General features: G+C 70.3%; 24 protein-coding genes. 10 read left to right on the top strand and 14 right to left on the bottom strand.

Annotated elements, in window-relative coordinates; translation table 11 throughout:
• Positions 1 to 94 precede the first annotated feature (94 nt).
• The 4 genes from QM634_RS08825 to QM634_RS08810 are packed head-to-tail and all read left to right on the top strand — an operon-like array spanning position 95 to position 2,651.
• Complete coding sequence (locus tag QM634_RS08825) at positions 95 to 880, top strand: SOS response-associated peptidase (protein ID WP_415042409.1); 786 nt, start codon at positions 95 to 97, stop codon at positions 878 to 880.
• Positions 877 to 1,497 carry a DUF1345 domain-containing protein gene (locus QM634_RS08820; protein ID WP_415042408.1) on the top strand — a complete coding sequence of 207 codons (621 nt, stop codon included), beginning with the start codon at positions 877 to 879 and terminating at the stop codon, positions 1,495 to 1,497. Before QM634_RS08825 ends, QM634_RS08820 begins: the two co-directional genes overlap by 4 nt.
• Before the next feature lie 9 nt (positions 1,498 to 1,506).
• Positions 1,507 to 1,935, top strand: a complete 429-nt coding sequence (locus QM634_RS08815; RefSeq protein WP_415042407.1) for a CoA-binding protein — start codon at positions 1,507 to 1,509, stop codon at positions 1,933 to 1,935.
• Positions 1,932 to 2,651, top strand: a complete 720-nt coding sequence (locus QM634_RS08810; protein WP_415042406.1) for a hypothetical protein — start codon at positions 1,932 to 1,934, stop codon at positions 2,649 to 2,651. Before QM634_RS08815 ends, QM634_RS08810 begins: the two co-directional genes overlap by 4 nt.
• A 9-nt stretch (positions 2,652 to 2,660) precedes the next feature.
• On the opposite strand, the gene QM634_RS08805 is transcribed toward QM634_RS08810, so the two are convergent.
• Positions 2,661 to 3,371 (bottom strand): aspartate/glutamate racemase family protein, encoded by a 711-nt coding sequence (locus QM634_RS08805; RefSeq protein ID WP_415042405.1) that lies wholly within the window; start codon positions 3,369 to 3,371, stop codon positions 2,661 to 2,663.
• Between the two features lie 3 nt (positions 3,372 to 3,374).
• A complete protein-coding gene (locus tag QM634_RS08800; protein WP_415042404.1) occupies positions 3,375 to 4,859 on the bottom strand; it encodes a flavin-containing monooxygenase in 1,485 nt (494 codons plus the stop codon).
• 65 nt (positions 4,860 to 4,924) lie between these two features.
• On the opposite strand from QM634_RS08800, the gene QM634_RS08795 reads away from it, so the two are divergent.
• Positions 4,925 to 5,359 (top strand): hypothetical protein, encoded by a 435-nt coding sequence (locus tag QM634_RS08795; protein ID WP_415042403.1) that lies wholly within the window; start codon positions 4,925 to 4,927, stop codon positions 5,357 to 5,359.
• 60 nt (positions 5,360 to 5,419) lie between these two features.
• On the opposite strand, the gene QM634_RS08790 is transcribed toward QM634_RS08795, so the two are convergent.
• Genes QM634_RS08790 through QM634_RS08775 form a run of 4 tightly spaced genes read right to left on the bottom strand, consistent with a single transcriptional unit; the run spans position 5,420 to position 8,196 of the window.
• Positions 5,420 to 6,787, bottom strand: coding sequence for an FAD-binding oxidoreductase (locus QM634_RS08790; protein ID WP_415042402.1), 1,368 nt, complete (start codon positions 6,785 to 6,787; stop codon positions 5,420 to 5,422).
• Positions 6,781 to 7,431 (bottom strand): NAD(P)H-binding protein, encoded by a 651-nt coding sequence (locus QM634_RS08785; RefSeq protein ID WP_415042401.1) that lies wholly within the window; start codon positions 7,429 to 7,431, stop codon positions 6,781 to 6,783. The genes QM634_RS08790 and QM634_RS08785 overlap by 7 nt, the downstream gene beginning before the upstream one ends.
• A gap of 1 nt (position 7,432) precedes the next feature.
• Positions 7,433 to 7,702 (bottom strand): GlsB/YeaQ/YmgE family stress response membrane protein, encoded by a 270-nt coding sequence (locus QM634_RS08780; protein ID WP_415042400.1) that lies wholly within the window; start codon positions 7,700 to 7,702, stop codon positions 7,433 to 7,435.
• Positions 7,703 to 7,710: 8 nt separating this feature from the next.
• Positions 7,711 to 8,196, bottom strand: coding sequence for a hypothetical protein (locus QM634_RS08775; protein WP_415042399.1), 486 nt, complete (start codon positions 8,194 to 8,196; stop codon positions 7,711 to 7,713).
• Between the two features lie 96 nt (positions 8,197 to 8,292).
• On the opposite strand from QM634_RS08775, the gene QM634_RS08770 reads away from it, so the two are divergent.
• On the top strand, positions 8,293 to 8,502 hold the full coding sequence (locus tag QM634_RS08770; RefSeq protein WP_415042398.1) for a hypothetical protein: 210 nt from the start codon (positions 8,293 to 8,295) through the stop codon (positions 8,500 to 8,502).
• Positions 8,503 to 8,505: 3 nt separating this feature from the next.
• On the opposite strand, the gene QM634_RS08765 is transcribed toward QM634_RS08770, so the two are convergent.
• Positions 8,506 to 8,853 (bottom strand): DUF488 domain-containing protein, encoded by a 348-nt coding sequence (locus tag QM634_RS08765; RefSeq protein WP_415042397.1) that lies wholly within the window; start codon positions 8,851 to 8,853, stop codon positions 8,506 to 8,508.
• A 48-nt stretch (positions 8,854 to 8,901) separates the two neighbouring features.
• Here QM634_RS08765 and QM634_RS08760 point away from each other — a divergent pair, with 48 nt between their 5' ends.
• Positions 8,902 to 9,882 carry an NADP-dependent oxidoreductase gene (locus QM634_RS08760; protein WP_415042396.1) on the top strand — a complete coding sequence of 327 codons (981 nt, stop codon included), beginning with the start codon at positions 8,902 to 8,904 and terminating at the stop codon, positions 9,880 to 9,882.
• Between the two features lie 12 nt (positions 9,883 to 9,894).
• Here the strand turns inward: QM634_RS08760 and gdhA are convergent, their stop codons facing one another.
• Positions 9,895 to 11,235 carry an NADP-specific glutamate dehydrogenase gene (gene gdhA / locus QM634_RS08755; RefSeq protein WP_415042395.1) on the bottom strand — a complete coding sequence of 447 codons (1,341 nt, stop codon included), beginning with the start codon at positions 11,233 to 11,235 and terminating at the stop codon, positions 9,895 to 9,897.
• A 146-nt stretch (positions 11,236 to 11,381) separates the two neighbouring features.
• Positions 11,382 to 11,840 (bottom strand): NUDIX domain-containing protein, encoded by a 459-nt coding sequence (locus QM634_RS08750; protein ID WP_415042394.1) that lies wholly within the window; start codon positions 11,838 to 11,840, stop codon positions 11,382 to 11,384.
• A 34-nt stretch (positions 11,841 to 11,874) separates the two neighbouring features.
• On the opposite strand from QM634_RS08750, the gene aroA reads away from it, so the two are divergent.
• Positions 11,875 to 13,152: a 3-phosphoshikimate 1-carboxyvinyltransferase gene (gene aroA / locus QM634_RS08745; protein ID WP_415042393.1), complete on the top strand. Its 1,278-nt coding sequence runs from the start codon at positions 11,875 to 11,877 to the stop codon at positions 13,150 to 13,152.
• Positions 13,149 to 14,225, top strand: coding sequence for a ribosome small subunit-dependent GTPase A (gene rsgA / locus QM634_RS08740; RefSeq protein ID WP_415042392.1), 1,077 nt, complete (start codon positions 13,149 to 13,151; stop codon positions 14,223 to 14,225). The genes aroA and rsgA overlap by 4 nt, the downstream gene beginning before the upstream one ends.
• Here the strand turns inward: rsgA and QM634_RS08735 are convergent.
• On the bottom strand, positions 14,161 to 15,375 hold the full coding sequence (locus QM634_RS08735; protein ID WP_415042391.1) for a fatty acid desaturase family protein: 1,215 nt from the start codon (positions 15,373 to 15,375) through the stop codon (positions 14,161 to 14,163). The two genes, rsgA and QM634_RS08735, sit on opposite strands and share 65 nt — an antisense overlap.
• 57 nt (positions 15,376 to 15,432) lie before the next feature.
• Positions 15,433 to 16,752, bottom strand: a complete 1,320-nt coding sequence (locus QM634_RS08730) for a fatty acid desaturase family protein (RefSeq protein WP_415042390.1) — start codon at positions 16,750 to 16,752, stop codon at positions 15,433 to 15,435.
• A gap of 108 nt (positions 16,753 to 16,860) precedes the next feature.
• Between QM634_RS08730 and QM634_RS08725 the strand changes: the two genes are divergently transcribed.
• Positions 16,861 to 17,976, top strand: a complete 1,116-nt coding sequence (locus QM634_RS08725) for a ferredoxin reductase (protein ID WP_415042389.1) — start codon at positions 16,861 to 16,863, stop codon at positions 17,974 to 17,976.
• Between the two features lies 1 nt (position 17,977).
• On the opposite strand, the gene QM634_RS08720 is transcribed toward QM634_RS08725, so the two are convergent.
• The 3 genes from QM634_RS08720 to QM634_RS08710 form a co-directional block, all read right to left on the bottom strand.
• Complete coding sequence (locus QM634_RS08720; RefSeq protein WP_415042388.1) at positions 17,978 to 18,505, bottom strand: DUF6912 family protein; 528 nt, start codon at positions 18,503 to 18,505, stop codon at positions 17,978 to 17,980.
• Positions 18,506 to 18,529: 24 nt separating this feature from the next.
• On the bottom strand, positions 18,530 to 19,972 hold the full coding sequence (locus QM634_RS08715) for a wax ester/triacylglycerol synthase domain-containing protein (protein WP_415042387.1): 1,443 nt from the start codon (positions 19,970 to 19,972) through the stop codon (positions 18,530 to 18,532).
• A 49-nt stretch (positions 19,973 to 20,021) separates the two neighbouring features.
• A partial coding sequence (locus QM634_RS08710; protein WP_415042386.1) for an Rv3235 family protein occupies positions 20,022 to 20,417 on the bottom strand: 396 nt, incomplete at its 5' end.

Below are 20,417 nucleotides of genomic sequence, written 5' to 3'. Positions count from 1 at the left end.
GGTGCGGACTCCTCGTCGTCGTGCCTTCTGCGATGAGTCAACGCATCGGCCGCGGCGCGCATTCCCGTCGGAGACCGGGCCTAGCATGGGTGCCATGTGCGGACGCTATGCGGTGACCACCGACCCGGCGAAGCTGGCGGCCGAGATCGACGCGGTCAACGAGGTCCCCGACCTGCCCCTCCTCGAGGAGCCCGGGCAACAGACGCTCGACGACCTCGCCTCCGACGAGCCGCCGCGGTCGCGCTGGGAGAACTACAACGTCGCGCCGACGACGACCATCCTCACCGTCGTCGAGCGCCACTCCCGCACGGACCCCGACGGCGACGCGACGCGGCGCATCCGGGCGATGCGCTGGGGACTGGTGCCGCCGTGGGCCAAGGAGATCGGCAAGGGGTCGCTGTTCAACGCGCGCGCCGAGACGGCCGCGACGAAGGCCTCCTTCCGCGGGGCGGTGCGGTCCAAGCGGTGCCTGATCCCGATGGACGGCTGGTACGAGTGGCGCAAGGCCGTCGGGGAGGACGGGAAGACGGTGAAGGTCCCCTACTTCATGTCGCCCGCCGACCACACCCGGCTGTTCATGGGCGGGCTGTGGTCGGTGTGGCGGCCGAAGGACGCCGGGCCGATCGACCCGCCGCTGCTCAGCTGCACCATCCTGACCACCGACGCCGTCGGCCCGTTGCGCGAGGTCCACGATCGGATGCCGCTGATCATGCCCGTCCAGTGGTGGGAGGAGTGGCTCGATCCGGACTCCCCCGCCCCGTCGCGCCTGCTGGAGCCGCCGGCGCGCGAGCTCGCCGACGCCATCGAGATCCGCGAGGTGGCGCCGCTGGTGAACCGGGTGGCCAACAACGGTCCGCGCCTGTTGGACCCGGTGTCATGACCCGCGCACGCGAGTTCTCGGCGCTCCAGCGGCTGACGGTCAGCGTCGCAGTCGGGGTGGTCGTCGCCGCCGGGTTGTGGGCCGGTTGGCGGATCAGCCCGGTGATGTCGATGTGGATCGCGACCGCGGCGACGTTCATCGGCTGGACCTGGGCGACACTGGGCCCGATGGGCGCCGAGCAGACGGCCGAGCACGCGGGGCGCGAGGACCCGACCCACGCCGGCACGGCGATCGTGGTCATCGCGGCCGCCCTGGGCAGCCTGACCAGCGTCGTCGCCGTCCTCTTCCACCACGACGACCACGCCCTCGTGGTGGGGACCCTCGCCGGCATCGTGCTGTCGTGGGCGGCGATCCACACACTGTTCGCGACCCACTACGCGCGCGTCTACTTCACCGACCCGGTCGGCGGTATCAACTTCCACCAGAGCGAACCGCCGATCTATACCGATTTCGCCTACGTCGCCTTCACCGTCGGCGCGAGCTTCGCCATCTCCGACACCGACCTGTCGCATTCGCGGATGCGGCGGCCGGCGCTCGCGCACGCGCTGCTGTCGTATCTGTTCGGCACGGTCATCGTCGCGCTGTTCATCAACCTCGTCGCCGGGCTGCAGACGTAGTCTCGAACCATGACCGATCGAGCCGAGACCGACGCCGTCGTCGAAGAGATTCTGCGCTCCTACGACACGATCACCGTCGTGGGCGCCAGCGCCAACCCGGCCAAGGCCGCGAACGAGGTCCCCGCGTACATGCGCGAGCACGGCTGGCGGATCATCCCGGTCAACCCACACGCCGACGAGATCGTCGGCGAGAAGGTGTACCGCTCATTGTCGGACATCCCCGAGCCGATCGGGCTGGTCGACGTGTTCCGCCCGTCGGCCGACTGCGCCGCAGTCGCCCGTGACGCCGCGGCGGCCGGGGCGACGGCGCTGTGGCTGCAGCTGGGCATCACCTCGCCCGAGGCGCGGCAGATCGCCGCCGACGCCGGTATGGCCTACGTCGAAGACCGCTGCTTGATCATCGAGCAGCGCCGGACCGGGATCACCGCGCGTCGATGAGCGTCGTCGACAACCTCACCGCGCCGACGCGGCTGCCGCTGACCCTGCTGTTCGTCGCCTTCCTGGCGACCTTCATCATCACCCGCACGATCACCCGGCTGATCCGCGCGGGCAAGGGCCCCTTCCACGACAACGTGCAGGGCGGCGTCCACATCCACCACTCGATTCCGGGGATCATCCTGACGATCGCCGGCGGATTCGCGTCCGTGGCCGCCCACGGTGCGGCCCCGATGGCGGCGATCAGCGCGGTGCTGATCGGCATCGGCGCGTCGTTGGTGCTCGACGAATTCGCCCTGCTGCTGCACTTGCAGGACGTGTACTGGTCGAGCGAGGGCCAGCTGTCGGTGCAGGTGGTGATGTTGACCGGCGCGGTTCTCGGCCTGATGGCGATCGGCATCAACCCGCTCGACGGGGCGACCGGGATCCGACTCGGCCACCTCGGCCTGCTGGCCAGCCTGCCGTTCCACCTGCTCTCGCTGTTGGTGTGCGTCAACAAGGGCAAGTACTCCACGGCCATCGTCGGAGCCTTCCTGCCTCCGATCGCGTGGATCGGCGCCGTCCGCCTGGCACGACCGACCTCCCACTGGGCGCGCAAGCGCTACTCCCCCGACAAGCTCGAGCGCGCGACGGTGCGCGCCAACGGGTTCGACGCCCGGTGGGGACAGCGGGGTCTGGCGCTGGGCGACCTGGTGGCCGGTCGGCCGACCGACTCGTAGCCCGAGCGCTCAGGTGGCGGGAGTGGGCATCGTGAAGCCCTGGACCGCCTGGATCGCCATCGCGATCGTGGCCAGACTCGGATCGACGACCGGAACGCCGAGCGCCTGCTCCACCGGCTCGCGCAGCGCGCTCATGCCGCCCTCGCCCAGGATGATGACGTCGGCACCGTCTTCGTCGCGCAGCTTGGTGCCCGCGGCGACGGCGGCCTTGAGGGCCATCTCCGGCGTGAGGGCGGTCGGTCCCTTCTTGGCGATCTCCGGATCGACCTCGACCGCGCGCTCGCCCACGATGCGGGCCGCGACGCCCTGCTCCTCGTAGTACTTGCGGTGCCGCTCGACGGCGACCTCTTGGACGGCGATCACGCCGATCCTGTCGCCGGTCGCCAGCGCGGTGGCGACCGAGCTCTGGTTGAGGCCGAAGACCTTGCGGTGGCCGGCAGCCGCACGGGCCTGCCGCAAACCCGGATCGGCGTAGCACCCGACGATGAAAGCATCCGAATCGGTGTCCGCCTCGATCAGCTTCACCAGCGGGGCGGCGACACTGTCGATGTTCTCCTGCGACACCATCAGATGCGGCCCACCGGGCAGGGTGACGACATCGATCTGCGGCCCGTCGGCGAACTCCAACGAGGTGATCGTCATGGCGATCTGCTGTGTGAGGGCGTCGTTGCAGGCGGGGTTGACGAGGGTGATCTTCTTGCGCTTGGCCGGTGTGCTCATGACTCAGCCCGCGAACTCGTAGTCCGAGAGTGGGAAGTTCGCCATCTCGTGCAGTGTGCCGGGCGTCGACCGGGGACGGAGCAGCGTGGCCTCACCGGCGTGGTTGAAGTAGTAGCTGCGCGAGGTGGAGCAGTCGCCGCGGTAGAAGACCGACGAGTCGAGGCGGCGCGTGGCGTCGTCGAGGAACCGGGTGTTGGCCTCCTCGGTGACCTCGAAGGTGGAGGCCCGCCGACGGCGGAACTCGCCCAACAACCTCGCGATGTGCTTCATCTGGCCCTCGATCGTCGTGAAGTACGACAGCCCGCTGTAGGAGTACGGGCTGTTGAGCGTCATGAAGTTGGGGAACTTCGGCACGGTGATGCCCTCGTAGGCCTGGAACCGCTCCGAGCGCCACCACTTGCCCAGGTCCTTGCCGTCGCGCCCGCGGATCTCGAAGGCCGGGAAGTTCGTGTCCCACAGGTCGAATCCGGTGGCGAGCACCAGCGTGTCGATCTCGGTCTTGTTCCCGTCGACGGTCAGGATCCCGTCGGGGTCGATCTTGGCGATCGTCTCCGTCTCGAGGTGGACGTTCGGCTTGGTGAACGTCGTGAAGTACTCGTTGGAGAAGGTCGGTCGTTTGCAGCCGAAGTCGTAGGCGGGGGTGAGCTTCTTGCGCAGTTCGGGATCGGGGATCTGTCGGCGCAGGTGGGCCTTGGCGAGCTGTGCCGCCCCCTTGTTGCCGAACTTGAACTGCTTGTAGTGCAGGACTCCGGTCACCATGAGGATCTCGAGGATGGTGGTGTTGGCCAGACGCGCCGCCCTCTGGGTCAGCGGGACACGGGCGAACAGCTTCTGCACGGGCCGCGGGATGGCGAAGTCCATCTTCGGGACCACCCAGATCGGCGTGCGCTGGTAGACGGTCAGCTCGGCGGCCTGCTTGGCGATCTCCGGGATCAGCTGCACGGCCGTCGCACCGGTCCCGATGATGCCGACGCGCTCGCCGGTGAAGTCGTGGCCGTCCTCCCACGCGGTGGTGTGGATGACCTTTCCCTTGAACGTCTTGATGCCGGGGATGTCGGGCGTGTGGGGCTGGGAGAGGAACCCGGTCGCGGTGAGCAGGAAGCGCGCCGTCCGCTCGGTGCCGTCCTCGCTGAACACGCGCCACATCCCATTCGTCTCGTCCCACTCGGCGCGCTCGACCTGCTCGCCGAAGGTCATGTGCCGACGCAGGTCGTACTTGTCGGCGACGTGCTCGGCGTAGCGCTTCAGCTCGGCGCCGGGCGCATACAACCGCGACCAGTACGGGTTCGGCTCGAACGAATAGCTGTAGGTCACCGACGCGATGTCGACGGCCAGGCCCGGGTAGTGGTTCACGTGCCACGTGCCGCCCAGGTCGTCCTCGCGCTCGACGATGGCCAGGTTGTCGACGCCCTGGCGCTTCAGTTCGATCGCGGCGCCCATCCCGCCGAACCCGGCGCCTACGATGACAGCGTCATACTCGGGTTTCACAGCCACAATTCCTCGATTCGTCGACCTCTGCCCAAAGTCTACGACCGGATCCGAAAGCAGCCACCATGATCGACCAGCTCGACACCGTCACCATCGGCACCATCGTCGCGGCCGGCCTGCTCCTGGCGTTGGCCATGGCGCTGGGCGTGTGGAAATACGGCCAGATCCTCTCCTCCGCAAACGGCCAGGCGCACGTCTACGTCGACATCGCCCACCGTGCCGCGCTGATGTACGCCTTCGCCACGCTGATCCTGGCGGCGCTCGTCTCGCTCTCCGGATGGCCCGCGTGGGTGAATGCGGCCTGCGTCGTCGTCGAGCTGTTCTTCTTCGTGGGCGCCATCGGGAGCTACGCCCTGCACGGGGCGCTGCGGGACACGTCGAACCAGTTCCACCCGCGTCCCGGCGGCGCCGTGCGCGGCTTCATGCTCGCCCTCATCGTCGGCGAAGTGGGAGGGGTTCTCGTCCTGGTCGCCGGCGTGGTCTGGGCCTGGGTCGGCTGAGAGGGCACGCTCGGCGAAAATCTGGGCACGCTCGGCGAGAAACTGGGCACGCTCGGCGGATCAGGGGAAGAGCACGCCCGGGTTCAGCAACCCGTCCGGGTCCCACGACCGTTTGATGGCGCGCATCGCCTCGAGGTCCGCCGGATCGCGCGCGACGGGCAGCCAGTTCCGCTTGTCCCGGCCGATGCCGTGTTCGGCGCTCACGCTTCCACCGCGCGCGACGACGGCCTCGAGCACCCGGTGCGCCACCGCCGCCTGCCGGTCGTCGGGGACGTCGAGCAGGTTCACGTGCAGGTTGCCGTCGGCCGCGTGGCCGAACACGATCGGGCGACAAGGGTGCGGCGCGGCAGCGGCCAGCGCGTCGAGCTCGGCGATGAATGCTTCCGTATCCCGGCGAGCGATGCCGACGTCGAGCTTCACCGGAACGGTCCGGCTCGCCGCGGCAATGGTCTCGGTATGCCGCTCGCGCAGCTCCCACAACGCCGGTGCCGGACCGGCCTCGATGACGGCATCGACGACTCCGAGGGCGTCGAGCACCTCGGCCAGGCGCTGATGCGCCCGCGACCCGCTCACCTCGACCAGCACCTGATAAGCGGGTGCGGTGGGCAACGCCGGCCGTGCACCGGCCGCGACGACCAGCTCGACCCCGGCGGCGGTCATGAGCTCGGCCGCCTCGACGGCGAGGCCGCCGCGGCGCACCGCACCCACCAGGTCGAAGACGTCGTCGGCGCTTTCGGTGCCGACGACCGCGACGGCGGTCTCCCCCGTCGGTGGGACGAGCGCGAAGAGGACTCCGGTGATGACGGCAAGGGTGCCTTCGCTTCCGGCGAGCAGCCCGGGCAGGTCATAGCCGACGTTGTCCTTGCGCAGCGGGTTCCAGCGGCGCAGGACGCGGCCGTCGGCCAGGGCGGCCTCGATGCCGAGGAGCTGCGCGCGTGTGCCGCCGTGCCGGACCACGTGGACGCCGCCCGCGTTCGTGGCGACGATTCCGCCGGCGGTCGCCGAGTCGCGGGAGGCCAGGTCGACGGCGAAGTGCAGGCCGACCGCGGCAGCCGCCGCCTCAATCGCCGCGACGGTGGCGCCGGCTTGCACGCCCACGCACGTCTCGACGGTGTCGACGTCGCCGATATCGGTCATCCGCTCGGTGCTCAGGACGACCGTCGGCCCCTCCGCTCGTGGCGGCGGGACCGAACCGCCGACCAGCCCGGTGTTGCCGCCCTGGACGACGACGGAGGTTGCGGAGGCGGCGCAGGCCGCCAGCGTCTGCGCGACCTCGTCGGTGGTGCGCGGCCGGATGACGGCATCGGCCGCTCCGGTCCGCCGGCCGGTCCAGTCGGTGCGGTACCGGATGGTGAGGTCGGGATCGGTCAGCACATGGGCGTCGCCGACGATCGCCGCGAACGGGCTGGTATCGACGCGGCTCACCACGCCGAGCCCACGGCGTCGGGGCCGTCGTTGAACTCGAGCTGGCGGCCGACGGTCGAGCGGTCGTGCAGGACCTGCGCGATCACGGCCGCGACCGCATCGCGGCTCACCGCGCCCTTCGACTGCCGGTGCGCCGTACCGGGCTCGCTGACGGCGATCCCGCCGCCGGGTTCGTCGGTCAGTCGGCTCGGTCCGAGGATCGTCCACTGCAGGTCGGTGCCGCGCAGGAAGTCGTCGGCGGCGGCCTTCGCCTCGGCGTAGGCGTGGAAGGAGTCCGTCTCGGGCACTCCGTGGTCGATTGACGCGCCGAAGTAGGACACCATCACGTAGCGGCGGACCCCGGCGGCCGCCGCGGCCCGCATGGATCGGATGGCGGCATCACGGTCGACGGCCTGGGTCCTGGCGGGGTTGCCGCCCCCGGCGCCCGCCGACCACACGATCGCATCGTGGCCGACGAGCACGTCGGCGAAGGCCGACTCCTTGGCGGCCTCGACGTCGAAGACCACCGGGTTCGCGCCCGTCTCCCGAACCTGCGCGGCGTGGGCGGGGTTGCGGATGAGCGCGGTGACCTCGTCGCCGCGCTGCGCCAGCAGCCGGGCGGCGCGCAGGGCGACCTTGCCGTGGCCGCCGACGATGACCACTCGCATGTCAGTTCACCGACCGGTGGAGAAAGGTCTCGTACACGAAGGTCAGCAGGATGGCCGCGGCGACGCCGATGATCCAGCGCAGGCCGACGATGGTGCCGCCGGAGCCCGTGAGGAGCCGGTCCGCCGCCCAGTAGCCGACCAGTGTGCCGAGGACGCCGAGGACCACCGTCGCGAGGACCGACAGCGACTGTCGGCCCGGCATGACCACCCGCGCGAGCACGCCGATCACGGCGCCGACCGCGATCAGACCGAGGACCTCGCCGATACCCATGCAGACTCCTACTCGAAGTGAAGGCGCTCACTCTCCACCCTAGCGGGGTCGACGGTCCACCAGGCGGCGTCCGCGGTGCGCGGCAGTGCCTTGGCACGCATGTAGGAGAAGCCGATGTCGCCCGGGTCGTCGAACCCGCACCGGTCCCGGAACCAGGCGACCACCAGGTCGGCGACCAACCCCGGCGACGACGCGACGAGGTAGCCGTGCGTGCAGTCCTCGAACAGGTCGTCGTGGTGCCAGCGGTCGGGCTCCATCACCGTGCCGTCGTAGTCGTCGAGCAGCGGGATGATCATCAACGTGGTCGACAGGCGCAGCAGGAACCGCTCGCCGCGCAACCGCTGGACCTGCGCGCACTCCACGTCGTAGCCGTGGGTCGCCGCCGAGGCGCCCGCTCGGCCCGCGTCGATCACACTGGCCACCGGGAGTTCGGTCAGCCGCGCGGCGAGCCACTCCCCGAACTCCGCCCACCGCTTCTCACGCTCGTCTGTCATGGCCGCCTCCGCACCTCGCTTGAACTGGTGTTCGAAGTCAATCACCGGGGTCGGACATCGCCGCGCCCGGCGCGGGGCCGGGCCTACGATCGGGGCATGACCGATCGATCGGACGCGGTGGACGCGGTGGACGCGCTGCAGCGCTGGTCGGACGCCGGCGCCGTGTGGCGGGTCCTGGAACGTCGCGACGACGCGCTGGTCATCGGGCTGTACCGCTGCGACGGCGGCGAGGAGGTCGACCGGATCGTCTCGACGGACCCGGCGCTGCGCACTTTCGTCGACGATCGCGACGACAGCGAGTCGTGAGCCTCAGCCGCCGAGCTCGGCGGCGATCACCGGGACGTGGCTGGTCGCGGGGTCCCTGGTCGCGGTCGCGAGTTCGATGTCACCGGCCCGCGCCAGATCCGCCAGGCCGGCCAAGGCGCGGGCCTGCTCCCCGTCGGCCAGCTCCTCGCGGTAGCGCGCGGCGAACAGGTCGTACTGATCGGGGTGGTGGTGGTACCACTCGCGCAGCTCGGCGCTCGGCGCGACCTCCTTGCACCACCGGCCGATCCGGGGGTCGTCCTTGCGGATCCCGCGCGGCCACAGCCGGTCGACGAACACCCGGTCGACCCCGGGTGGCACGTCGTCGTAGACCCGGCCGATCGATACGCCCATACACTCGACGGTACTCCGCAGCCGCACCCCGTCGAGAGCGAGTAGACCATGGCAACCCCACCACTTCGGACGGCCGTCGCGATGGCCGCGACCGAGTTCGGCGACCCCGGCAAGGTCTTGGCACCCCTCACCGTCGACATCCCCGCGCCGGGTCCCCGGCAGGTCGTCGTGCAGGTGCGCGCGGCGGGGGTCAACCCGATCGACGGGAAGATCACGCGCGGGCTCTTCGGTGCCGATCCGGCGACCCTGCCCCGTCGAATCGGCTCCGAGGCGGCCGGGATCGTGACTGCCGTCGGCGACGGGGCCCGGTATTTCGCCCCCGACGAGGCTGACCGACGGGAGATCTGCGTCGGCGACGAGGTCATCGTCTACCGGGCCGTCGGCGGCTACGCGCAAGCGCTGCTCGCCGACGACTCCGCCGTCCACGCCAAGCCGGCCGCACTGGACTTCCCCGTCGCCGCGGGGCTCCTCCTGACCGGGGTCACCGCGGCCGATCTCATCGGTGCGGTCGCCGTCGCCGCCGATGACACGGTCGTGGTCCACGGCGGGGCCGGGGCGGTCGGTTCGATCGCGGTGCAGTTGGCCCTGCGCCTGGGTGCTGACGTCGTCGCGACGGCGGCGCCGCGCAACCACGAGTTCTTGGAGCGCCTGGGCGCGGTTCCGGTGGTCTACGGCGACGGCCTGGCCGAGCGCATCCGCGACGCCTCCGTCGGACCGGTGACGGTCGCGCTGGACACCGTCGGCACCGACGAGGCCGTCGATTCGTCGCTGGCGCTGGGGGTGCCGCCGACCAGGATCGCCTCGATCGCCGCCTTCCAACGCGCCGACGACGGCATCGTCCTGCTCGACGGATCGGGGGCCGAGGGCAAGCGCCGGCGCGCGGAGGCGATCGCCGGTCTCATCGCCGACGCGACGAGCGGGGACCTGATCGTCGAGATCGCCAAGACGTTCCCGCTGACGCAGGCCGGCGCCGCGCTCGACGAGCTCGCCGGGCCGCACCCGCGCGGCAAGTTCGTGCTGTTGCCGTGACGGCGGTGCGGGTCAGATGACGCCGAGGGCCAGCATCGCGTCGGCCACCTTGATGAAGCCCGCGATGTTGGCGCCGGCGACGTAGTTGCCCGGCATGCCGTAGGTCTCGGCGGTGTCGACGCAGCTGTCGTGGATGCCGCGCATGATCTCGGCCAGGCGGTCCTGGGTGTAGTCGAAGCTCCACGAGTCGCGCGAGGCGTTCTGCTGCATCTCCAACGCCGAGGTCGCCACGCCACCGGCATTGGCGGCCTTGCCCGGCGCGAACAGCACGCCGGCATCGGCGAAGGCCTTGGTGGCGTCGGGGGTGCACGGCATGTTGGCGCCCTCGGCGACCGCGACGACCCCGCCGCTGATCAGCTTGGCGGCGTCGTCACCGTGCAGCTCGTTCTGCGTCGCGCACGGCAGCGCGACGTCCACGGCGACATCCCAGATGTTGCCCTTGTCGACGACCGACACTCCGTTGCCGCGCAGCTTGGCGTAGTCGCCCACGCGGCCGCGCCGCACCTCCTTGACCTCCTTGAGGACCTCGAGGTCGATGCCCTTCTCGTCGACGACGTAGCCGGACGAGTCCGAGCAGGCGATCACGGTGCCGCCGAGCTCGTGGATCTTCTCGATGGCGTAGATGGCGACGTTGCCCGAACCGGACACCGACACCTTCTTGCCCTCGAAGCTCTGACCGCGGGTCTTGAGCATCTCCTGGGTGAAGAACACCGCGCCGTAGCCGGTGGCCTCGGTGCGCACCTGCGAGCCGCCCCACGCCAGGCCCTTGCCGGTCAGGACGCCCGACTCGTAGCGGTTGGTGATGCGCTTGTACTGGCCGAACAGGTAGCCGATCTCGCGGCCACCGACGCCGATGTCACCGGCGGGGACGTCGGTGTACTCGCCGATGTGGCGGTACAGCTCGGTCATGAAGGACTGGCAGAAACGCATGACCTCGCCGTCGGAGCGGCCCTTGGGGTCGAAGTCCGACCCGCCCTTGCCGCCGCCGATGGGCAGGCCGGTCAGCGAGTTCTTGAAGATCTGCTCGAAGCCGAGGAACTTGACGATGCCGAGGTAGACGCTCGGGTGGAACCGCAGGCCGCCCTTGTAGGGACCGAGCGCGGAGTTGAACTCGACGCGGAAGCCGCGGTTGATCTGCACGTTGCCGGCGTCGTCGACCCACGGCACGCGGAAGATGATCTGGCGCTCGGGCTCACAGACCCGCTTGATGACCGCCGCATCGGCGTACTCGGGGTGCTTGGAGACGACGGGGCCGAGGCTGTCGAACACCTCGCGCACCGCCTGGTGGAACTCGAGTTCCCCGGGGTTGCGGCCCACGACCTCGTCGAAGAGTTCGGTCAGCTTCGCGTCCATGTATCGACAACCTCCACCCGGCCTCAACACCGAGACCTCACAATGAAACCCTCACGAATGCGAGGGTTGTGCTGTGCGCAAAACTGCCACATTGACGGCAGTGCTGCCAAATCGCCCATATCCGGCAGGCCTGCGACCTGCGGGTTTCATCCTTCGGCGGAGATAGCCTGCACTAACCTCGTCAGAAATTCGGCCTGTGCCGGGTTGATCTTCACCTCGGCGTCGGCCAGCGCGAACCACTGCCCGCGGTCGACCTCGGGGAACGCGCGCATCCGGCCCGACCGGGGCGGCCACTCCATTTCGAAGGTGTTGGACACGACGGCCGACTCGTCCACCTCCCCGGCGATCGCGAACGCGCGGACCGTCTTGCCGCCGCGCTGGCGGACCTCGCCCAGATCCACCGCGTCCCCGTCGGGCGCGGGCTGGCCGGTCTCCTCGGCGAATTCGCGGCGGGCGGCGGCGAGGGGGTCCTCGTCGGGCGGGTACTCGCCCTTGGGGATCGACCACGCACCGGCGTCCTTGCGCGCCCAGAAGGGCCCGCCCGGGTGCACCAGGAACACCTCGGCGCCGTCACGGTGGACCAGCAGTCCCGCACTGTGTGCCATCAGTCGAGTATGGCCGCATGAGAGACTGGGGACCATGACGACCTGGGCCGCCCCGACCGCGCATGCGCCGCTGTCGGCGACGGTGGAGGTCCCCGGCTCCAAGTCGATCACCAACCGTGCGCTGGTCCTGGCCGCCCTGTCCGACGGGCCGTCGACGATCGAGGGCACGCTGCGCAGCCGCGACACCGACCTGATGCTCGGCGGGTTGGCGGCGATGGGCGCCGCGATGGACGTCGACGCCGACGATCCGACGCGCGTCGTGGTGACACCCCGACCGTTGCACGCCGCCCGCGTCGACTGCGGCTTGGCCGGCACGGTGATGCGCTTCCTGCCGCCGGTGGCCGCACTCGCCACCGGGACCGTCGGGTTCGATGGCGACGAGCAGGCCCGCAGCCGTCCGTTGCACACCATCCTCGACGCGCTGCGCGACCTGGGTGCCGACATCACCGGCGCCGGCCTGCCGTTCACCGTCGCCGGTACGGGGTCGCTGCGCGGCGGCGAGGTGGTGATCGATGCATCGGCGTCCTCGCAGTTCGTCTCCGGCCTGCTCCTGTCGGCCGCCCGGTTCGACGGGGGCGTGCGGGTAGTCCACCGCGGCGGGCCGATGCCGTCGCTGCCCCACATCGAGATGACCGTGGCGATGCTCGCCGAGCGCGGCGTCGACGTCACCGTCGGCGACGACGAGTGGCGGGTGACTCCCGGACCCATCGCCGCCCTCGACACTGTGATCGAGCCCGACCTGTCCAACGCGGCGGCCTTCCTCGCCGCGGCGGCGGCGGTCGGCGGGACGGTGCGCGTGCCGCGCTGGCCGGCGCAGACCACGCAACCGGGCGCGCAGTTCGTCGACATCCTCGCCGCGCTGGGCGCCTCGGCGGTGCGCGCGGACGACGGCCTGCTCTCCGTCACCGGCGGCGGGCGCCTGCGCGGCATCGACGTCGATTTACGGGCCATCGGGGAGCTGACGCCCACCATCGCGGCGTTGTGTGCCCTCGCCGACGGCGAGTCACGACTGACCGGCATCGGACACCTGCGCGGCCACGAGACCGATCGACTCGCCGCGCTGGCCGCCGAGATCACCCGTCTCGGCGGGGACGTCGACGAGCTCGACGACGGGCTCGTGATCCGGCCGCAACCACTACACGGCGGCGTGTGGGAGTCCTACGCCGATCACCGGATGGCGACGGCCGGCGCCCTCATCGGGCTGTGCGTGCCAGGCGTGGAGGTCGTCGACATCGGCACCACCGCCAAGACCCTCCCCGATTTCCCGGCGATGTGGGCGCAGATGGTCGGCGCGGGAGTCGCGGCCGAGTGAGCCGGGCGTCGGGAAAGGACCGCTCGGCCCGCGGCTATGACGAATCCGACGTCCGGATTCGCCCCGGCAAGGGCACCCGCCCGCGCACCAAGACCCGGCCCGCGCACGCCGACGCCGCCGACGCGATGGTCGTGTCGGTCGACCGCGGGCGCTGGGGTTGCGCCATCGACGCCGACCCCGATCGCATCGTCGTCGCCATGCGGGCGCGCGAGCTCGGCCGGACCCCGATCGTCGTCGGCGACCGCGTCGGCGTCGTCGGCGACGTCACCGGCGCCAAGGACACCCTCGCGCGGATCGTGCGCGTGGCCGACCGGACCTCGGTGCTGCGGCGCACCGCCGACGACACCGATCCCTATGAGCGCATCGTCGTCGCCAACGCCGATCAGTTGCTGATCGTCACCGCGCTGGCCGACCCGCCGCCGCGCACCGGCTTCGTCGAACGGGCACTGGCCGCCGCCTACGTCGGCGGACTGACGCCGATCCTCGCGCTCACCAAGTCCGACCTCGCCGACGGCGAGGGATTCCGCGCGGCCTTCGACGGCCTCGACCTGCGGGTGGTCGCCGCCGGGCGCGACGACGACCTGGCTGAACTGCACGAGCTCCTCGAGGGGAAGCTCACCGCACTCGTCGGGCATTCGGGGGTCGGCAAGTCGACGATGGTGAACCGCCTGGTGCCCGACGCCGACCGCGCGACCGGCGTCGTCTCCGGAGTCGGCAAAGGCCGGCACACCTCGACCCAGTCGGTGGCGCTGCCGGTGCCCGGGGCACCGGACACCTGGGTCGTCGACACCCCGGGCATCCGGTCGTTCGGCCTCGCGCACGTCTCCCCCGACGACGTGGTCAACGCGTTCGCCGATCTGCACGAGGCGATCGAGGACTGCCCGCGCGGCTGCACCCATCTCGGGCCGCCCGCCGACCCGGAGTGCGCTCTGGACGATCTGGACGGGGTGTCGGCCCGCCGAGCGATGGCGGTGCGGAACGTTCTGGTGGCGCTGAGCGCCGGGGATGCTAACGCCAGGCGCGAAGAACCCGGCGCCGACGAGAGCGCGCCAGGTTCCGCAGCGCGGTCTTGAGTCCGCGCTCGCGGGGCATGCCGTCGAAGCGGCGCTCGGACGCGGTCTCGGGCGCGTCGTCGGAGGTGGCCCGCAGGAGCTGATCGGGCAGCGCGAGCTTGTTGATCGTGCGCAGCGTCTGGAGGTACTGGGTCAGCATCGACCCGGTCGTGTAGGGCAGGTCGTACTTGTCGCAGAGTTCGCGGACGCGCACCGAGATCTCCGGCAACCGGTTGCTCGGCAGATCCGGGTACAGGTGGTGCTCGATCTGGTAGGACAGATTGCCCGAGAGGAAGGCCAGCGTCGGGCCCGTGTCGAAGTTGGCGGTGCCCAGCATCTGCCGCAGATACCACTGGCCCTGCGTCTCGTTCTCGAGTGATTCGAGGGTGAACTTCTCCGCCCCGTCGGGGAAGTGACCACAGAAGATGACCATGTACGCCCACAGGTTGCGCACCAGGTTCGCCGTGAGGTTCGCGGTCAGGGTGTGCTTGAAGTTCGGGCCGGACAGCGCCGGGAACAGGATGTAGTCCTTGCCGACCTGCTTGGCGATCTTGGTCGCGAACAGCTTGACCTTCGGCTTGGCCTCCTCCCACGTCTGCTCACCCTTGGCGACGCCGCTGAGGTTCAGATCGTGCAGGCCGATCCCCCACTCGAAGGTCGCGGCCAGCATCACGTTGAAGAACGGCTGGAAGAGCCTCTTGGGCTCCCACGGCTCGTCGCGGGTCACCCGCAGGATCTTGTAGCCGACGTCGTGGTCCATGCCGACGATGTTGGTGTACTTGTGGTGCACGAAGTTGTGCGAGTGCTTCCAGTGCGGCGCGGCGCAGACCATGTCCCACTCCCACGTCGTCGAGTGGACCTCGGGATCGTTCATCCAATCCCACTGGCCGTGCATGACGTTGTGGCCGAGCTCCATGTTCTCGATGATCTTGGCCAGCGCCAACGACCCGGTGCCCAACCACCACAGGCCCCGCTTGCCACTGCCGAGCAGCGCGACGCGACCGACGATCTCCAGGGCGCGTTGCGCCCGGATCGTGCGACGGAGGTAGGCCACGTCGCGGGCGCCGAGATCGGATTCGATCTCCCGGCGCAGCGAGTCCAACTCAGCGCCGAGCGCCTCGACGTCGGCGTCGGTCAGATGCGCGTACTCGCGGATGTCTGTGATGGCCATCGGTGTCCATTATGCGCGTGCGCGCGGGCGCCGCGCGAGACGAGTCGGCGGTGCGCGTCAGGCCGCCGGTCGCCGCGACGCACCGCTGCCCGAGCCCGCCCTGACGAGGGCCCGCACATCCCGGCGCGCGCGGCGACGACGACGCAGGTCGGCGATCGCCGACCGCAGACCGCGGCGACGACCGGTGACCGGGTCCACGGCCGCGACCAGGCGCTTGTCCGGATCCTCGTCCTTGAACCGACGCTCGGACGCCGTCTCGGGCGCATCGTCGGCGGTCGCCAACAGGAAGCGGTCCGGCAGCGACAGCTTGGCGATGGTGCGCCAGGCCTTCAGGTACTGCACCGGCAGCGATCCGGTGGTGTAGGGAAGGTCATACTTCTCGGCGAGAGCCTGGACCCGCTTGCTGATCTCGGGCAGCCGGTTGCTGGGCAGGTCCGGGAACAGGTGGTGCTCGATCTGGTAGGACAGGTTGCCCGACATGAACCCCATGACCGGTCCGGCATGGAAGTTCGCGCTGCCCAGCATCTGGCGCAGGTACCACTGGCCCTGGCTCTCGTTCTCCATGTCCTGCTTGGTGAACTTCTCGGCGCCGTCGGGGAAGTGCCCGCAGAAGATCACCGCGTTGGTCCACACGTTGCGGATGACGTTGGCCAGCAGGTTGCCGGTGGCGGTCTTGGCGGCCGCCTTGGGCGAGCGGGTCACCGCACCGGTGATCGCCGGGTACAGCGCGTAGTCCTTGCCGACCTGCTTGCCGATCTTGCGGCCGACCTGGCGCAGGTCGGCCTGGAACTGCTCCTTCTCCTCCGGCGTGTGGCGCTTCTTGAACAGCTCGAGGTGCTGGATCGCGACGCCGTATTCGAAGAGCAGGGTGAGCAGCGTGTTGTAGACGAGGTTGCCCAGGTAGTACGGCCGCCAGCGCTGGTCGCGGGTCACGCGCAACGTGCCGTAGCCGACGTCGTCGTCCATACCCAGCACGTTGGTGTACTTGTGGTGAATGTAGTTGTGGGTGTGCTTCCAGTGCGCCGACGGCCCGGTGTTGTCCCACTCCCACGTGGTCGAGTGGACCTCGGGATCGTTCATCCAATCCCACTGGCCGTGCATGACGTTGTGGCCGAGCTCCATGTTCTCGATGATCTTCGCGACGCCCAGGGTCGTCGCACCGGCCCACCAGAGTCCGCGTCGGCGGCCGCCGACGAGCATCACACGCCCGGCGAGGTCCAGACCGCGCTGCAGCCGGATGGTGTTCCTGATGTAGCGCGCGTCGCGCTCGCCGCGATCGGCCTCGATGTCCGCGCGGATCTGATCCAGCTCCACGGCGAGCGCCTCGACGTCGGCGTCGCTGAGGTGGGCATACTCGGGGATGTCGGAGATCGCCATTTCCGTCCTAACCTACGGTTTCGTAACTTACGTAAGCGTAGGTTACGCTGGCGGAGGTTGTCCAGTCCCCACCGCCCGGTGGGTTTCCACAGAGGAGTCGACGAGCAGATGAGTTGGCGCGATCGCTTCGAGGAGCCCGTGCGCGACGTCGCCGCACGCCATCGCGGCACCAATTGGGTGCGCGCCGCGGTCGCCCGCATCACCACCCCGCTGCTCCCCGACGACTACCTGCACCTGGCCAACCCGCTGTGGTCGGCTCGCGAGCTGCGCGGACGCGTCGTCTCGGTGCGACGCGAGACCGCCGACTCGGCCACCATCGAAATCAAGCCCGGCTGGGGATTCTCCTTCGACTACCAGCCGGGCCAGTACCTGGGTATCGGCGTCGACGTGGGCGGGCGCTGGATCTGGCGCTCCTATTCGCTGACGTCGGCGCCCGAACGCGCGGAGAAGACCCAGACCGTGTCCATCACGGTCAAGGCGATGCCCGAGGGCTTCCTCTCCTCCCACCTGGTCACCGGGCTCAAGCCGGGCACCATCGTCCGCCTGGCCGCGCCGGCCGGCGAGTTCGTCCTCCCCGACCCCCTGCCCGGCAAACTCCTGTTCCTCACCGCGGGCAGCGGCATCACCCCGATCATCTCGATGCTGCGGACCGTCGCCCACCGGGACCAGCGCTCGGACATCGTGCTCATCCATTCGGCCCCCACGGCGCAGGACGTCCTGTTCCCCGACGAGCTGGCCGACTATGCGCGCGACGGCCTGGTCGACGTCCACATCCACCACACCCGAACCGGCGGACGACTCACCGCCGACGAGATCACCCGGCTGTGCGGCGATTGGGCACAGCGCGAGACGTGGGCGTGCGGTCCCGGCGGGTTCCTCGACCTCGTGTCGGGCATGTTCGACGGCGCCGGTGCGGGTGAGCACCTGCACCTGGAGCGCTTCGCCCTCGAGCGCGGCGCGGCCGGCGAGCAAGGCGGCACGGTGACCTTCGCGCGCAGCGAGAAGACCGCCGAGGTCGACGGCGCCACGACCCTCCTCGAGGCCGGTGAGGCGGCCGGTGTGCTGATGCCGTTCGGCTGTCGGATGGGGATCTGTCAGAGCTGTGTGGTGCCCGTCGAGGCCGGCGTGGTGCGCGACCTGCGCACCGGCGTCGAACATGTCGCCGGTGAACGCATCCAGACGTGCGTGAGCGCTGCGGCCGGGGACTGCACGCTCAACGTCTGACTCAGAGCAGCTCGAGTAGGAACGGCAACTCCTGCGTCGCGTACCAGCCGAGGTCGAAGTCCTCGACGTCGCCGATCGCCAGCTCGGCATCCAGATCGCCCAGGTCGGCAGCATCGACGGCGGCGACCGCGGCACGCACCGCCGGCTCGGCCTCCGCCCCGTCGACGTGGACGGCCGCGACCGAGGAGAGCGGCACCGGCCCGGACAGTTTGACGACGGCGGCGTCCAGGTCGGGGCGCAGCTTCACATCGTCGACGTCCGCCGCGACGACGACGCGACGCGGCGGCAACGAGTCGGACCCACCGGATGCTTCGTCACCCTCGGACTCCGCGTCCTCGTCGATCAGGCGCAGACTCGCCCGCGCCGCCTCGCGCAGCGCGGCCTCGGCCAACTCCTCGTCGTCACCGGACGTGTACGACTCGCGCAGCGCCGGCGTCAACGCGAACGCCGTACCGCCGAGCGGGGCGATCTCGCCGTCGGCGGTCAATGCCTGCAGCATCGCCAACGTCGCCGGAATGTAAACCCTCACGTTTGATTCTCCCTGGTCCAGACGTTACCGACGCTCGCGCGGCGGCCGTAGTTCGTCGAAAGCGTCGTGGGTGTAGTCGACCAGCGCCGGCAGGTCCGGGAGGACCCCGTGGTCGCCGAGGAAGGCGAACTCGATCCGGTCGGTGTAGGTCAGGACGGTGATCGCCAGTGCGCGGTTGGCCAGCAGCGAGGGCACCAGGAACAGGTCGCGCACCGGGACCCCGTGCAGCCAGCGCTGCGACACCGGTGTCGGCGCGACCGCGATGGGCAGGTTGTAGGTGTGCCGATTCCAACTGGTGAACACGCGCGCCGCCATGTCGCCGAACGGCACGATGCCGAGGTCGGGCAGCAACGGGTTCAACCGCCGGGACTGACGCGTGGCCGAATGGGCATTGCGCGAGGCGAAGCCGGCCACCTGGGCGAGGACCACCGACGGGTTCGCCTCACCCACCGGCAGGTCGGTGACAAAACCTGGCCCGTCCTCACCCGACCAACCGGCGTCGGGCCCGTCGAGACCGGCGACGTCGGTGTCGGCACCCTCCGCACCCCGCTCGCCGAGCGGCAGGACGACGCGGACCGTGTCCGCGGCCGCCAGCGTCTCGGTGAACGAGAGCATCCACCGCCGGAGCACGCCGGTGATGATCGCGAGCTCGACGTCGCCCCGCGTGCAACCGTGGTGCTCGGCGATCCGCATCGCCTCGGAGGCGGACACCGACGCCACCGCGAAGGACCGGGTCGACGTCGTCGACCGGTTCAGCGGGCTGTGCGGCGCGGCGTTGGCCACCTGGGAGATCGCCTCGGTGACCTGCGCGGCCGACGACTGGGCCAACGACCGCAGGCCCGCCACCGGACCTGTTCCGCCGACGAGGTTCTCGACCATCTCCCCCGGTCGAGTCAACCCCTCCGTCAGCGCCTCGACCGCCAGCTGGACCGGACTGGGCGTCGTCTGCGGCATCCACAGGTCCTCGGCGGCCTCACCGACGGACGGATCGCTGTCGAGCAGGACCTGGGTGAGCTCGGGGGACTTCGCACCGAGCATGCAGCGGTGCGTCTTGGTCAGCACGGCCATCCCGCCGTCGGCCAAGCCCTCGATCAGATACATCTCCCACAGCGGGCGCTTGTGGTCGAGCGGGCGCGAAAGCACCCGACCCACCAGATCCTGCAGCTGCTCGGCACCGCCCGGCTGCGGCAGTCCGGCGCGCCGGATGTGGAAGTTGATGTCAAAGTCCGGGTCGTCGACCCACACCGGCCGGGCCAGGCCCAGGACGACCTGCTTGACGACCTGCCGATAGCGGGGTGCGAGCTGGATGCGTCCCTCGGTCAGGCCCACCAACGACTGGTAGTCCAGTCCCCCGCCGTCGACCGCGGCCGACGGATCGATGACCACCAGGGTCCCGACGTGCACGGTGGATCCGGCCTCGTCGAGGAAGTAGTACATCGCTTCGCGCGGTGTCAGCCGGTTCACCATGATGACGCGATCCTATCGGCCCGGACTGCGGAGCGGTCGGCGCATCGCGTCAGTCCAGCATCAACCGCTCGATCCGCCAGGGCGCCGACCGCCGACCGCGTGTGCCCTTCGGCACCGCCATCCGCCCGGCGAAGGCGCGCACCCGCGGACCGCACGCATAGCTGCCGAAGAACTCCGCCTGCCCGGCCGCGGTGAGTTGGATGTGCACGCGCCGCAGCCGCGGGCCCGGTTCGGGGTGCCGCGCGGCGAGCTTGGCCTCGTACCGCGCGCGCCCCCGGGTGATCACATGGTCGACGACCGGCGGCTGCACGAGGGCCTTCAACGCCGTGACCGGGCGTCGGCGGTCGAGGACCTCGAGGATCACGGTCATCGCGGCGATCGCGAACTCGCGGGCGACGATGGCCGCGCGATCGGGCGGCGGTGCGGGGACCGGCGGCCGCGCGCG

Source organism: Gordonia sp. (in: high G+C Gram-positive bacteria) (assembly GCF_047606305.1).
Lineage (GTDB): Bacteria > Actinomycetota > Actinomycetes > Mycobacteriales > Mycobacteriaceae > Gordonia.
Note: the sequence above shows the minus strand (reverse complement) of the source record. Positions and strands in the feature narration are given on the sequence as shown.